This window comes from Streptomyces sp. NPDC020731 (assembly GCF_044334705.1).
In the GTDB taxonomy this organism is placed as follows: Bacteria; Actinomycetota; Actinomycetes; order Streptomycetales; family Streptomycetaceae; genus Streptomyces.
This window is the reverse complement of record NZ_JBIRTN010000029.1, coordinates 1,275-14,746: the sequence shown is the minus strand read 5'-3', so window position 1 is coordinate 14,746 and position 13,472 is coordinate 1,275. Positions and strand designations below refer to the sequence as shown.

At 72.0% G+C, this 13,472-nt stretch carries 12 protein-coding genes; 2 read left to right on the top strand and 10 right to left on the bottom strand.

What is annotated here, in order from left to right; translation table 11 throughout:
- Positions 1-182: 182 nt before the first annotated feature.
- Genes ACH4VX_RS33135 through ACH4VX_RS33090 form a run of 10 tightly spaced genes read right to left on the bottom strand, consistent with a single transcriptional unit; the run spans position 183 to position 10,338 of the window.
- The gene (locus ACH4VX_RS33135) at positions 183-1,682 is read right to left on the bottom strand and encodes an NADH-quinone oxidoreductase subunit N (protein ID WP_398372747.1); all 1,500 of its coding nucleotides are present in this window, start codon (positions 1,680-1,682) and stop codon (positions 183-185) included.
- Positions 1,679-3,253 carry a NuoM family protein gene (locus tag ACH4VX_RS33130; protein ID WP_398372745.1) on the bottom strand — a complete coding sequence of 525 codons (1,575 nt, stop codon included), beginning with the start codon at positions 3,251-3,253 and terminating at the stop codon, positions 1,679-1,681. Before ACH4VX_RS33130 ends, ACH4VX_RS33135 begins: the two co-directional genes overlap by 4 nt.
- Before the next feature lie 6 nt (positions 3,254-3,259).
- Complete coding sequence (locus ACH4VX_RS33125) at positions 3,260-5,254, bottom strand: NADH-quinone oxidoreductase subunit L (protein WP_398372743.1); 1,995 nt, start codon at positions 5,252-5,254, stop codon at positions 3,260-3,262.
- Positions 5,251-5,658, bottom strand: a complete 408-nt coding sequence (gene nuoK, locus ACH4VX_RS33120) for an NADH-quinone oxidoreductase subunit NuoK (RefSeq protein ID WP_398372741.1) — start codon at positions 5,656-5,658, stop codon at positions 5,251-5,253. The genes ACH4VX_RS33125 and nuoK overlap by 4 nt, the downstream gene beginning before the upstream one ends.
- Positions 5,658-6,290, bottom strand: coding sequence for an NADH-quinone oxidoreductase subunit J (locus ACH4VX_RS33115; RefSeq protein WP_398372740.1), 633 nt, complete (start codon positions 6,288-6,290; stop codon positions 5,658-5,660). The genes nuoK and ACH4VX_RS33115 overlap by 1 nt, the downstream gene beginning before the upstream one ends.
- The gene (locus ACH4VX_RS33110; protein ID WP_398372738.1) at positions 6,287-6,862 is read right to left on the bottom strand and encodes a NuoI/complex I 23 kDa subunit family protein; all 576 of its coding nucleotides are present in this window, start codon (positions 6,860-6,862) and stop codon (positions 6,287-6,289) included. The genes ACH4VX_RS33115 and ACH4VX_RS33110 overlap by 4 nt, the downstream gene beginning before the upstream one ends.
- Before the next feature lie 2 nt (positions 6,863-6,864).
- Positions 6,865-7,833, bottom strand: a complete 969-nt coding sequence (locus ACH4VX_RS33105; RefSeq protein ID WP_398372736.1) for an NADH-quinone oxidoreductase subunit H — start codon at positions 7,831-7,833, stop codon at positions 6,865-6,867.
- Positions 7,830-9,341, bottom strand: a complete 1,512-nt coding sequence (locus ACH4VX_RS33100) for an NADH-quinone oxidoreductase subunit C (protein ID WP_398372734.1) — start codon at positions 9,339-9,341, stop codon at positions 7,830-7,832. The genes ACH4VX_RS33105 and ACH4VX_RS33100 overlap by 4 nt, the downstream gene beginning before the upstream one ends.
- Positions 9,338-9,955 carry an NADH-quinone oxidoreductase subunit B gene (locus ACH4VX_RS33095; protein WP_398372732.1) on the bottom strand — a complete coding sequence of 206 codons (618 nt, stop codon included), beginning with the start codon at positions 9,953-9,955 and terminating at the stop codon, positions 9,338-9,340. The genes ACH4VX_RS33100 and ACH4VX_RS33095 overlap by 4 nt, the downstream gene beginning before the upstream one ends.
- Complete coding sequence (locus tag ACH4VX_RS33090; protein ID WP_030860845.1) at positions 9,946-10,338, bottom strand: NADH-quinone oxidoreductase subunit A; 393 nt, start codon at positions 10,336-10,338, stop codon at positions 9,946-9,948. Before ACH4VX_RS33090 ends, ACH4VX_RS33095 begins: the two co-directional genes overlap by 10 nt.
- Before the next feature lie 242 nt (positions 10,339-10,580).
- Here ACH4VX_RS33090 and ACH4VX_RS33085 point away from each other — a divergent pair, with 242 nt between their 5' ends.
- The gene (locus tag ACH4VX_RS33085) at positions 10,581-11,852 is read left to right on the top strand and encodes a sensor histidine kinase (protein WP_398372730.1); all 1,272 of its coding nucleotides are present in this window, start codon (positions 10,581-10,583) and stop codon (positions 11,850-11,852) included.
- Between the two features lie 109 nt (positions 11,853-11,961).
- A complete protein-coding gene (locus ACH4VX_RS33080) occupies positions 11,962-13,326 on the top strand; it encodes a sensor histidine kinase (protein ID WP_398372728.1) in 1,365 nt (454 codons plus the stop codon).
- Positions 13,327-13,472: the final 146 nt, after the last annotated feature.

Sequence of the window (13,472 nt, the reverse complement as noted above, 5' to 3'; positions counted from 1 at the left end):
TAGTTCCCTTGTGCGCGCGGTGGCGCGTGTCAACCGTCCGGGTGACGGCCGTCCGGAGTGTCCCGGGCGGCACGCGCGCATGGGCGTACCGGCACGGGCACCACGACGGCCGCGGGCCCGGGCGGCACACGCGCGTGGGCGTGCCGTGGCCGTACGCGCGTGCGGGGCGCGGCCCGGTGCGCTCAGAAGAGCCCGGTGCCGGTGAAGCGCAGGACCAGCTGGGGTGCGCCGGACAGGGCGATGCCGATGACACCGGTCAGGGCGAGGGCGGCGGTGAGGGGTGCGGGGATTCGGTGCTTCACCGGTTCGCCCTCGGGGGCGCGGAACAGCAGGGCCGTCCACTGGAGGTAGTAGACCAGCGCGATGACGACGTTGACGGCCATGACGACGGCGAGCCAGCCCAGTCCGGCGTCGACGGCCGCGGAGAACACGGTGACCTTGGCGAAGAGACCGATGATGCCCGGCGGGAGTCCGGCGAGGCAGAGCAGGAAGAAGCCCAGGAGGAGCGCGGTGAGGGGGCTGGAGGCGTAGAGGCCGCGGTAGTCGGTGACGCGGTTGAGGCGGTGTGCGCGGCCGACGAGGGCGGCCACGGCGAACGCGCCCAGGTTCACGGCGCCGTACATGAGGGCGTAGGCGACGGTGGAGCCGATCGATTTCTCGGCGTCGCCGGAGTACGCGGCGGCGGCGATCGGCACCAGGAGGTAGCCGGCCTGGCCGACGGACGACCAGGCGAGGAGGCGTACCGCGCTGTACGCGCGTGTGGCCTGTTGTCTGAGGGCGCCCACGTTGCCGACGGTCATGGTGAGGGCGGCCAGCGCGGCGAGGGCCGGGCCCCAGACGTCGGCGTACGACGGGAGAGCGACGACGGTGACGAGGACCAGGCCGGAGAAGCCGACCGCTTTGCCGATGACCGACAGGTAGGCGGCGATCGGCAGGGGGGCGCCCACATAGGTGTCGGGAACCCAGAAGTGGAAGGGGACGGCTGCGGTCTTGAAGGCGAAGCCGATGAGGGTGAGGACGACGCCGGTCTGGGTGAGGGTGTGGAACTGTCCGTCGACGTCCTGGATACGTTCGGCGATCAGGGTGAGGTGGAGGGTTCCGGTGGCGGCGTAGACGAAGCTGATGCCCAGCAGGCTGACCGCGGTGGCGGTGACGGAGGACAGGAAGAACTTCAGGGCCGCTTCGGAGGACTTCCGGTCGCCGTGCCGCAGGCCGACCAGGGCGAAGGCCGGCAGGGAGGCGACCTCCAGGGCGACGATGAGGGTCGCGAGGTCGCGGGAGGCGGGCAGGAGGGCGGCACCGGCCGCGGAGGAGAGGAACAGGAACCAGTACTCGCCCTCGGGGAGCCGTTTGCCTTCGTCCTTCAGGGCGGTGACGGACAGGAGGGCGGCCAGGAAGGCGCCGCCGAGGACCAGGAACTGGATGACGAGGGTGAAACGGTCCGCGGTGTAGCTGCACACGCCTTCGTCGCCGACCAGGCAGAAGGTGCTGCGGTCGGCGTCGAGGAGGGGCAGCAGCATCAGTGTGGCGGCGGCGAGTCCAGCCACCGAGAGCCGGCCGAGGAGCGGCTTCCTGGCCTCGCTCACGAAGAGGTCGGCGACGAGGACGACGAGTCCGACGACCGCCGCGATGGTGGGCGGCGCGATGGCCAACCAGTCGACGGACTGGACGAGGGAGCTCATCGGGTGCCTCCTGCGAGGAGCTGCTGCACGGCCGGGTCGGTCAGTCCGAGGAGGACCCTCGGCCACAGGCCGGCGACGACGGTGAGGACGACGAGCGGGGTCCAGGCCGCGAACTCGTAGGAGCGCACGTCGGTGAGTTTCGGGGCGTCCTGCGGTGCTGCGCCCATACAGACCCGGCGGACCACGATCAGCAGGTACGCCGCCGTCAGCAGGGTGCCGAACGCGCCGATGGCCATGAAGGTGAGGAAGGCGGGGCGGCTGAGGCCTTCGGCGGGGTCGAAGGCGCCGAACAGGGCGAGCATCTCGCCCCAGAATCCGGCGAGGCCGGGCAGGCCGAGGGAGGCGACGGCAGCGAACGCGAGCAGGCCGCCGAGGCGCGGGGCCCTGCCGTAGAGGGCGGCGCCGGTCTCTTTGGCCAGAGTGTCGAGGTCGGTGCTGCCGGTGCGGTCCTTGAGGGCGCCGACCAGGAAGAACAGCAGGCCGGTGATGAGGCCGTGGGCGATGTTGGCGAACAGGGCGCCGTTGACGCCGGTCGGGGTCATGGTCGCGATGCCGAGGAGGACGAAGCCCATGTGACCGACGGAGGAGTAGGCGATGAGACGTTTGAGATCGCCCTTCGCGCCCCGCTTGGCGAGGGCCAGGCAGGCGAGGGACCCGTAGATGACACCGACGACGGCGAACGCGGCGAGGTACGGCGCGAAGGTACGGAAGCCGTCCGGCGCGGCGGGCAGCAGGATCCGGACGAACCCGTAGGTGCCCATCTTCAGCAGGACGCCGGCCAGCAGGACCGAGCCGACGGTCGGCGCGGCGGTGTGGGCGTCGGGCAGCCAGCTGTGCAGCGGCCACATCGGGGTCTTGACCGCGAGCCCGACACCGATCGCCAGAACAGCGATGACCTGCACGGATGTGGTCAGTGACCGGCCGTTGTCAGTGGCGAGTGCCACCATGTCGAATGTGCCCGCCTTGATTCCGATCAGGAGCAGGCCGAGCAGCATGACCACGGAGCCGAGCAGTGTGTAGAGGATGAACTTCCAGGCGGCCCCGGCCCGGCCCTCGCCGCCCCAGCGGGCGATGAGGAAGTACATCGGGATGAGGACCGTCTCGAAGGCGAGGAAGAACAGGATCAGGTCGAGGACGGCGAAGGTCGCGAGGGTGCCGGACTCGAGGACGAGCAGCAGGGCGACGAACGCCTTCGGGGAAGGTCCCGCGGGCGGCTTGAAGTACGAGTAGAGCGCGCAGAGGAAGGTCAGCAGCGCGGTCAGGACCAGAAGGGGGAGGGAGATGCCGTCGGTGCCGAGGTGGATGCGCACGTCCAGTGCGGGGATCCAGCTGATGTCGGTCGTGGCCTGCATCTTCGACGGCCGGCCGTGGTCGAAGCCGAGCGCGAGGACGATCGCCGCGATGAGGATCGCGGCGGTGACGGTCACACCGTGGCGGAGCACCGCCTGGTCGGGTGACTTCCCCTTCAGTCCCGGCGGGGCCGGCAGGAGAGCGGCGGCGGCGCCGAGGAGCGGGCCGACGACGAGGAATGCCAGAAGGAACTGCATCACGGACTCGTTGATATCGATCACGCCTGCTCACGCTCCCGTGGCGACGAGGACGGCGGCGACCGCGAGGACGACGGTGCCGGCGAGCAGCGCGCTCACATAGGTCTGCAGATTGCCGGTCTGAGCCCGTCGTACGGCGGCGCCGAGCCAGCGGGGCAGCGTGCCCGCGCCGCGTACGTAGGTCTCGACGACCTCGCGGTCGAGGAACCGGACGAGGCTCGCGCCTGCGCGGACCGGGCGGACGAAGAGGGTCGTGTACACGACGTCCAGGTGGAAGCCGGCGGCCGCGTGGCGGTGCAGCGGGCCGAGCAGCAGCCGCCCGGGGTCCGACGGGTCGGGTGCGTACGCGATGTCCCCGTAGGCCGGTTCGTGGCTGGCGATGGCCTCCGCCTCGACCAGTCCGGCGTCGCCCTCGGGGTGGGCGGCGACGGCGCCGAGGGGGACGCGGGCGGCATGTGCGGTGGTGTGCCGCCAGGTGGCGTAGGTGATGATGCCGCCGACCAGGGCCACACCCGTGCCGAGCACGGAGGTGGTGAGCGTCGGGGTCAGGTCGTGGCCGTCGAACCAGTCGGGCAGTACGCGGAAGGCGAAACCGCCGAGCGCGAGGGACGGTACGGCGAGCACCCACAGCACCGCGGTCATCGTCAGCGGCTGTCTGCCGTGGTCGGGTGCTTCGGCGCCGTGTCCGCGGAAGGCCAGCAGCCACAGGCGCATCGCGTACGCGGCGGTCAGCAGGGCGGTGACGAGGCCGGCGAGGAGGACGATCCAGCCCGCTGCGGCGGGGGCGTGTCCGGTGTGGCCGGTGACGACGTGTTCGGCGACTCCGAGGACGGCCTCTTTGGAGAAGAAACCGCTGAACGGCGGGATCGCGGCGAGCGCGAGGAGTGCCACGGTCATCGTCCAGTAGGCGTCGGGGACCCGGTCCCGCAGGTTGCCCATGCGGGACATGGTGGCCAGGGAGTTGGTGCCGGAGGCGTGGATGATCACGCCGGCCGCGAGGAACAGCAGCGCCTTGAAGGCACCGTGGGACAGGAGGTGGAAGACGGCGGCGCCGCGGTCGGCGACGGCGAGGGCGCCGGTCATGTAGCCGAGCTGGCCGATCGTCGAGTAGGCGAGGACACGTTTGATGTCGTCCTGGGCGAGCGCGGCGAGCGCCGAGCCGACCATGGTCACGGCGGCCATGCCGGCGAGGACGGTCATCGCGGCCCGCGAGGCCTCGAAGAGCGGGAGGAGACGGGCGATGAAGTAGACGCCGGCGGCGACCATGGTCGCGGCGTGGATCAGCGCGGAGACGGGGGTCGGGCCCGCCATCGCGTCGGGGAGCCAGGTGTGCAGCGGGAACTGTGCCGACTTGCCGGCCACGCCCGCCAGGAGCAGCAGGGCGATCAGCGTGGGGTGCTCGATGCCGCCGTTCGCGACGGCGTCGAGGATCCGGGTGATGCGGAAGGACCCGGTCTCGGTGGCCAGGGCGAACAGACCGATGAGAAAGGGGACATCACCGAGTTTGGTGACCAGGAAGGCCTTGAGGGAGGCGGCGCGGGCCTCGGGGGTCTCCCAGTAGTGGCCGACGAGGAAGTAGGAGCAGATGCCCATGACTTCCCAGCCGACCAGCAGCACCATCAGGTCGCCGGAGTAGACGACCAGGAGCATCGCGGAGGTGAACAGGGAGACGAGGGCGGCGTAGGAGGGGTAGCGCGGGTCGTCGCGCAGGTAACCCGTCGAGTAGATCTGCACGCAGGTGGCGACGACGGTGACCAGGACTGCGGTCAGCGCGGCGAAGCCGTCGATGTGCAGGGCGAGTTCGATCGGGACCGAGCCGGTGGGCGTGAGTTCGGTCGCGGCGTCGACGGCCTGGTCTCCGCCCTGGCGCCAGGCGACCGCGGCGGCCAGTACGAGGGAGGCGAGCACCGGCAGGACGGCGAGCGGGCGGACGAAGCCGGGGGCGGTGCGGCCCAGGAGCAGCCCGGCGAGCGCGCCGAGGAAGGGAAGGAGGGGGACGAGAACGGCGAGGGTGGTCGTGGTCACGCGGTGGCCTCAGCCTTCTCGCCGGCCGTCCGGGGCACGGGGGCTTCGCGGCCGGTGGCGTCGCTGCCGGGGCCGTCGGGCTCGTGGCCCTCGGCGGTGTCGCGGAGCTTGTCGATGTCCGAGGTGCCGCGGTTGCGGTACACGGCGAGGACGATCGCCAGACCGATGCCGATCTCGGCGGCGGCGATGGCGATGGTGAACAGGGTGAGGGCCTGGCCGGAGTGCAGGGTGTCCTCGGCGGTCCGGCTGAGCCAGACGTCGAAGGCGACCAGGTTCAGGTTGACGGCGTTGAGCATCAGCTCGACCGACATCAGGACCAGGATCGCGTTGCGGCGGGCGAGGACGCCGTACAGGCCGGTACAGAAGAGGAGGGCGGACAGGACGGCGGGATAGGCGAGGTGCATCAGCGGGCCCCTTCCGTGTCGCGCCGGGTGTCCGCCGCGTCGGACGCGGCGTCGGCCTTCGCCTTGCGGGACAGCACGATCGCGCCGACGAGGGCGGCGAGAAGGAGGACGGAGAGGGCCTCGAAGGGGAGGACCCAGTGCTGGAAGAGACTCGCGCCGGTGACGTCCGTGGAGCCGGCGGGGGTGCCGTCCAGGTCGATCCAGGTGGTGCGGAAGGCGTCGACGACGACCCAGACCAGGGCCGCCGCGGCGGCGACGGCCACGGTGAGGGCGACCCAGCGGTTGTCGGAGTCGGCGTCCGGTGAGCGGCCGATGGGGGCCCTGGTGAGCATGAGCCCGAACAGGAGGAGGACGACCACGGAACCGACGTAGATGAGGACCTGCACCCAGGCGATGAACTCGGCGGTGAGCAGGAGGTATTCGACGGCGAGGCCACCGAGGGCCACCACCAGCCACAGGGCGGCGTGCACCAGCTGCCGGGTGGTGACGGTGATGACGGCGGCCCCGAAGGTGACCAGGCCGACGAGGAGGAAGGCGATCTCCACGCCGGTCGGGGAGAGGAAGCCGTGCGTCCCGGCGGCGGCGGTGGTCGTGGCGTGCGCGGCCGTTCCTGCGGCTGCGGCGAGGATCACGACTTCTCCTCCTGCGGTTCGGCCTGGGCGGCGGCGAGCTTGTCGGCGGTCTTGCGGGCGGCGGCGAGTTCCTTCGGCTCCTCGGCGCCGGGGTCGAGGGCGGGCGGGGCCGGAACGGTCCACATCCACTCGCGGAGCTTGTCGCGCTCGTGGGTGAGGTCGCGGATGTCGGTCTCGGCGTACTCGAACTCCGGGGACCAGAACAGGGCGTCGAAGGGACAGACCTCGATGCAGATACCGCAGTACATGCACAGGGAGAAGTCGATGGCGAAGCGGTCGAGGACGTTGCGGCTGCGTTCGCGGCCGCCGGGGGTCGCCGCCGGGACCGTCTCCTTGTGGGAGTCGATGTAGATGCACCAGTCCGGGCACTCGCGGGCGCACAGCATGCAGACCGTGCAGTTCTCCTCGAACAGGCCGATCACTCCGCGGGTGCGGGGCGGGAGGTCGGGCTGGGTGTCCGGGTACGGGGCGGTGACGGACTTCTTCGTCATCGTCCGCAGGGTGACGGCCAGACCCTTGGCCAGGCCGGAGCCGGGGATGCGGGGCCGGGTGGGCGGAAGAGGCTCGGTCATGGTTACCGGATCACCACCTTGACGATGCCGGTGAGGGCGATCTGGGCGAGGGAGAGGGGGACGAGGAGGGTCCAGGAGAGTTTCTGGAGCTGGTCCTCGCGCAGGCGGGGGTAGGTGACGCGGAGCCAGATGACGACGAAGGCGAGGGCAGCGGTCTTCAGCAGGGTCCAGACCCAGCCGAGTCCGTCGGCACCCCACGGGCCGTGCCAGCCGCCCAGGAACAGGACGGTGGTCAGGCCGCACAGGACGACGATCCCGGCGTACTCGGCGAGGAGGAACAAGGCGAAGCGCAGGCCGGTGTATTCGGTGTACGCGCCGAAGATGATCTCCGAGTCGGCGACCGGCATGTCGAAGGGCGGACGCTGGAGTTCGGCGAGGCCGGCGACGAAGAAGACGAGCGCGCCGGTGATCTGCCAGGGCAGCCACCACCACTCGAACGCGTCGAGGATGCCGACGAGGGAGACCGTGCCGGCCGCCATCGCCACCGAGGCGGCGGTGAGCAGCATCGGGAGTTCGTATGCGAGGAGCTGGGCGGCGGTGCGCAGGCCGCCGAGGAGGGAGAACTTGTTGGCGGAGGCCCAGCCGGCCATGAGCGAGCCGAGGACGCCCACGCCCATGACGGCGAGGACGAAGAACACGCCGGCGTCCAGCACCTGGCCGACCGCGCCCTCGCCCGGGCCGATCGGGATGGCGAGCAGGACGAGGAGGTACGGCAGGAGGGCGACGGCGGGGGCGAGCTGGAAGATACGTCGGTCCGCTCCCGCCGGGACCACGTCCTCCTTCTGCGCGAACTTCACGCCATCGGCGATGAGCTGGGCCCAGCCGTGGAAGCCGCCGGCGTACATCGGGCCGAGGCGGCCCTGCATGTGGGCCATCACCTTGTGCTCGGTCTGGCCCACGATCAGGGGGAAGGTGAGGAAGACGACGAACACGACCAGGAGTCGCAGGGCGACGTCGAGCACGTCGTTCACCGCGGGCCTCCTGAGGGGTCTTCGGGGGCGGGGGTCCCGGGGCCGCTTTCGCTCTCCGAGCCGGCCTCGGAGACGGCTTCGGCTTCGGCTTCGGCTTCGGCTTCGGCTTCGGCTTCGGCTTCGGCTTCGGCTTCGGCTTCGGCTTCGGCTTCGGCTTCGGGGGCAGGCTCTCGGACCGGCCGGGGTTCCGACTTGGGCCCGCCTTCAAGTTTCGAGCCGGGCTCGGGGACCGCTTCGGCCTCGCGGGCCGGCCTGGGACCGGCCTCGGCCTCGGGCTCCGAGCCGGTGTCCGGAGCCACATCCCCCTGGGTCTCACGGTCCGGACCGGTGTCGGGCTTCGTCTCCGCCTCGGGTCGGGCGAAGGCGGGGCGGGCGTGGTGCCAGGGGGCGTCCGGGCTGCGGGGAGCAGCGGGAGGCTTCTGGTCCCGGCGGTCCCCGGTGGGCACGGGGGCGGATTCGTCGCCCGCTGCCGCGGATTCGTCGGACGCCGCCGGAGCCTCCGACGCGGCGCGCCGGCTCGCGGAACCCTCGGACGCGGTACGCGCCCGGCGGGGGCCGTCGGCCGCGGAGGCACCGGAACGCTGCGACGCCGAACCTTCACTCGCGCTCCGCGCACGTCGTGCGGGGGCAGCGGTCGGCTCGGATGGAGCGGTCGGCTCGGAGCGCGCCTCCGCCGACTGGCTCGCCGAACCCTCCCCCGCCGTGCGGGTACGGCGCGGCTGGGCGGGAGCCCCGGCGGCCGACTGGCTCGCCGAACCCTCCCCCGCCGTGCGGGCACGGCGCGGCTGAGCGGGAGCCCCGGCGGCCGACTGGCTCGCCGAACCCTCCCCCGCCGTGCGGGCACGGCGGGGGCCGTCTCCTGCTGGTCGTGCCGCGCCTGCCGCCGTCCTGCCCGCGCCTCGGCCCGGGCGGGACGGGGCCGGGGGGAGCTGGCCCTTGAGGGGGCCCCATTCGTTGGGGTCGGGAACGCCGGGGGGAAGCATCTGGCGGCGTTTGGGGCCGCCGTGCGCCGCGCCCGCCGCGGGCTCCCCGGGTTCCTTGGCGCCGGGCCACGCCTTGGCGACCCGGGCCGCGAGGACGAAGTCCTTGCGCAGGGGATGGCCCTCGAAACCGTCCGGAAGAAGCAGGTGGTCCAGGCCCGGGTGGCCCGTGAAGTCGACGCCGAACATCTCGTGCGTCTCGCGTTCGTGCCACGCGGCGCCCGCGTAGACGTCCACGGCGGAGGCCAGCGTGGGGGCCTCGTGCGGCACCGTGGTGCGCAGCAGCAGGCGCCGTACCGGGGCCAGGGCCGCGACGTGCGCCGTGACGTGGAACCCGGTGCCGGGTTCGTCGACCGCGCTCAGCCAGTCGAAGAAGGTGCAGCCGACCCGGTCGCGCGCGGCCTCCAGCGCGGTGATCCAGGAGGCGGGCGGTACGTCGACGGTCAGGACGTCGTACGACTCCTCCGCCGTGGCCTCCGCACCGAACAGTTCCTCGGCGTCGGCGGGGAGCCAGCCGACCGCGGTCATCGGCCCTCCCCCTCACCGGACGGCGCCGGCGGCCGGACCAGCCCGCTCTGCAGCGCCGCCGTCGACGGCCGCCCCGCGCCGGAGGCGGACCCGTACCGCTCCCCCAGCGACTCCCGTGCGATCTTCTCCTGGAGTTTCAGGATCCCCTGGAGCAGCGCCTCGGGCCGGGGCGGGCAGCCGGGGACGTAGACGTCGACCGGGATGATCTGGTCCACGCCCTTGGTGACGGAGTAGGAGTCCCAGTACGGGCCGCCGCAGTTGCTGCACGCGCCGAAGGAGATGACGTACTTGGGCTCGGGCATCTGCTCGTACAGGCGCTTCACCGCGGGCGCCATCTTGTCCGTGACCGTGCCAGAGACGACCATCAGGTCCGCCTGGCGCGGCCCCGGCGCGAAGGGGATGACGCCGAGGCGGATGAAGTCGTGGCGGGCCATCGACGCGGCGATGAACTCGATCGCGCAGCAGGCGAGGCCGAAGTTGAAGACCCACAGCGAGTAGCGGCGGCCCCAGTTGAGGACCACCTTCATCGGCTCGGGAGCCAGCCGGGCGAGCGCGCCGAGCCTCTTCGGTTCCGGAAGCAGGACGGGCTCGGGGGCGGCAGGGTTCACGTCCATGTCAGGACGCCCTTCTTGTATGCGTACAGCAGTCCCACGGCGAGGAAGCCGAGGAAGATGAACATCTCCACGAGGGTGGTCGCGCCGTAGCCGTCGGCGGCGAAGACGGTCGCCCAGGGGAAGAGAAAGATCGAGTCGACGGCGAAGATCACGTAGAGGAAGGCGTAGACGTAGTAGCGGACCTGGGTGTGGGCCCAGCCCTCACCCACGGGGTCGACTCCGCACTCGTACGTCAGGAGCTTCTCGGGCGTGGGGACCACCGGCCGCAGCAGGCGTCCCGCCCCGAAGGCGACGGCGACGAACAGCAGGCCGACGACGGCGAGCAGTCCGACGACCGAGTAGGACTGGAAGTAGTCCGCCGCGACGACGGTCGTTTCCCGCACGTCCGCCCCTCACTCCCTTGATCGGCGCCCTGGCCCATGCCTGGCCCATGCCTGTGCCGTGCCCTTGATCCGTGCCGGTGAACGTCACGGTTCGACGGTCTGTACGCACGGGAGTCTAGGCCCTGATAAATGCACCGTAAGCAGCCCGTCACCGCTCGGCATGCGGGGGTGGAGTTTTCCTCAGCGCATCCCGGCTGTCCACCTCATGGCGCCGGCCCCCGGCTCCGGGCACGCTTGTCCCCATGACCGAACCCTTCCCGAATCCGGGCACGCCCATGACGGCAGTCCCGGAACCGACCGAGCGCGGCGACCGCCCGCCGCCGGCCCGTTTCGCGTACGACGCGCACACCTGGAAGGAGATCGCCCACCTCCTGGCGAACCTGCCGGTGTCGCTGGTCGGCTTCGTCTACACGGTGACCATGCTGTTCACCGGTGCCGGGCTGACCGTCACGGTGGTCGGGTTCCCGCTGCTCGCGCTCGGGCTGATGGGCTCCCGGCTGCTGGGCAGGATGGAACGGGCACGGGCCAGAAAGCTGCTCGGGGTGCGGGTGGAGGAGCCGAGCCGACTGCCGACGCGCGGTTCCGGCGGGTTCTGGCCGCACCTGTGGATGACGGTCAAGGACCCGGTGGGCTGGCGCACCGTCCTGTACGAGCTCATACGGCTGCCATGGGGCATCCTCACCTTCGTCGTCACGCTGACCGGTCTGTTCGTGCTGTGGCCGGTGCTGCCGTTCGTCGTGCGGGGCCTGGCCAACGCCGACCGGGCGATGGTGCGCGGTCTGCTGTCGCCCTCCGACGAACTGGAGCGGCGCATCGCCGAGTTGGAGTCGGACCGCGGGGTCGTGGTGGACACGGCGGCGGCGGACCTGCGGCGCATCGAGCGCGATCTGCACGACGGGGCGCAGGCCCGGCTGGTCAATCTGGCGATGGGACTGGGCCTGGCCAAGGAGAAGCTGCTGGAGGATCCCGACGCCGCGGCGGTGATGGTCGACGAGGCGCACGGCGAGGTGAAGCTGGCGTTGCGGGAGCTGAGGGATCTCGCGCGGGGCATCCATCCCGCGGTGCTGACCGACCGGGGGCTGGACGCCGCGCTGTCCTCGATCGCCTCGCGCTGCACGGTGCCGGTGAAGGTGACGGCCGACCTGGACGAGCGGCCGGCCGCCGCCATCGAGGGCATCGCCTACTTCACCGTCTCGGAGCTGCTGCAGAACATCAGCAAGCACAGCCGGGCCCGGTCGGCCGCGGTGGACGTGTGGCGGTCGGAGGGCCGGCTGCTCATACAGGTGTGGGACGACGGGCGCGGGGGCGCGAGCCTGGACGGCGGGACGGGTATGCGGGGCCTCGCCGACCGGCTGGGCGCGGTGGACGGCCTGTTCGTCGTGGAGTCGCCGGAGGGCGGTCCGACGACGGTGACGGCTGAGCTGCCGTGGCGGGACCGTTCCGGTGCCCTGGCCGAGGACACGGGCAGGACCGGGAGGGCGCCCGGGGAAGCGTCCGTCCGCGGCCGGGGGTAGGGAAAACCCCCGCCCAAGACTGCGACGGACTCCATGGTCCGCCGACCTGCGGCGGAGCAGTCTGGAGGTACGACAGCGCAGCCGCCGGACGAGGAGAGGGACGACACCGATGAGCACGGAGTACGGACAGGGCTACGGGCTCACCACGGAGCCCGGACATCCCGGGCACGCCGAGGGACGGCGGCACCGGCTGCCGGCCGCGCTGCGCGCGCCGGTCGAGGGACGCACCTGGCGCGAGCTGGGATATGTGCTGCTGAGCCTGCCGATCAGCATTCTGCTGTTCACCTACGCGATCACGATGGTGTCACTGGGGGCGGGCCTGCTGGTGACGTTCCTCGGCGTCCCGGTGCTGGCGGCGGCGCTCGCCGGCTGCCGCGGGTTCGGGGCGGTGGAGCGGGCGCGGGCGCGGGGGCTGCTGGGTCTGCAGGTGGCCGAGCCGGAGCCGCTGCGGATGAAGCGGCAGGGCTTCATGGCGTGGATCGGGGCCGTGCTCAAGAGCGGCGCTTCCTGGCGTGCCCTGCTGTACGCGGTGCTGCAGCTGCCGTGGACGGTGCTCTCCTTCGTCGTCAGCGTGACCGTCTGGTCGGTGGGCTGGGCGCTGCTGACCTACCCGCTGTGGTTCTGGGCCTTCCCGATGTACGCCGGGCAGGACGGCATACAGCTGTACGGCGACGAGCATCGCCAGATCTACCTGGACAACCCGTTCGAGATCACGGTGACCGCGGGAGTGGGTCTGCTGTTCACCCTCGCCACGCCGTGGATCGTGCGGGCGCTGACGATGGTGGACCGGGTGATGGTGCACGGGCTGCTCGGACCGTCGCGGCTGGCCACACGGGTGGTGGAGCTGGAGTCGGACCGCGGGGTCGTGGTGGACACGGCGGCGGCGGACCTGCGGCGCATCGAGCGCGATCTGCACGACGGGGCGCAGGCCCGGCTGGTGGCTCTGGCCATGGATCTGGGTCTGGCGAAGGAGAAGCTGCGGGAGGATCCGCAGGTCGCGGCACAGATGGTGGACGAGGCACACGGCGAGGTGAAGACGGCGCTGCAGGAGTTGCGGGACCTGGCCCGCGGCATCCATCCCGCGGTGCTGACCGACCGGGGGCTGGACGCCGCGCTGTCCTCGATCGCCTCGCGCTGCACGGTGCCGGTGAAGGTGGAGGTGGACCTGGCGGAGCGGCCCGCGCCGGCCATCGAGGGCATCGCCTACTTCACGGTCTCGGAGCTGCTGCAGAACATCAGCAAGCACTCGCGGGCGACCTGGGCGGCCGTGGAGGTGTGGCGGACGGAGAACCGGCTGATGCTCCAGATCGTGGACAACGGCGTGGGCGGCGCCGATGTGTCCGAGGGTTCCGGACTGGCCGGGCTGGCGGAGCGGCTGGACGCGGTGGACGGGGTCCTGGTGGTGGACTCCCCGGCGGGCGGCCCCACGCGGGTGACCGCCGAACTGCCGTGGCGGGCGGAGCGGACACGATGAGAACGGGCTGAGACCGGTGGGGGGGGGGGGGGGGGGGGGGGGGGCCCCCCCCCCCCCCGGGGGGCCCCCCCCCCGGGGGCGGCCCCCCCCCCCCCCCCCCGCGGGGGCGGGGGGGGGGGGGCCCCCGCCCCCCCCCCCCGGGGGCC

Bases quoted from the DNA above. Each gene is read 5' to 3' on its own strand.
- ACH4VX_RS33100 (WP_398372734.1), bottom strand. From the start codon at position 9,341: ATGACCGCGGTCGGCTGGCTCCCCGCCGACGCCGAGGAACTGTTCGGT.
- nuoK (WP_398372741.1), bottom strand. From the start codon at position 5,658: ATGCACCTCGCCTATCCCGCCGTCCTGTCCGCCCTCCTCTTCTGTACC.
- ACH4VX_RS33085 (WP_398372730.1), top strand. From the start codon at position 10,581: ATGACCGAACCCTTCCCGAATCCGGGCACGCCCATGACGGCAGTCCCG.
- ACH4VX_RS33080 (WP_398372728.1), top strand. From the start codon at position 11,962: ATGAGCACGGAGTACGGACAGGGCTACGGGCTCACCACGGAGCCCGGA.
- ACH4VX_RS33110 (WP_398372738.1), bottom strand. From the start codon at position 6,862: ATGACCGAGCCTCTTCCGCCCACCCGGCCCCGCATCCCCGGCTCCGGC.
- ACH4VX_RS33135 (WP_398372747.1), bottom strand. From the start codon at position 1,682: ATGAGCTCCCTCGTCCAGTCCGTCGACTGGTTGGCCATCGCGCCGCCC.
- ACH4VX_RS33095 (WP_398372732.1), bottom strand. From the start codon at position 9,955: ATGGACGTGAACCCTGCCGCCCCCGAGCCCGTCCTGCTTCCGGAACCG.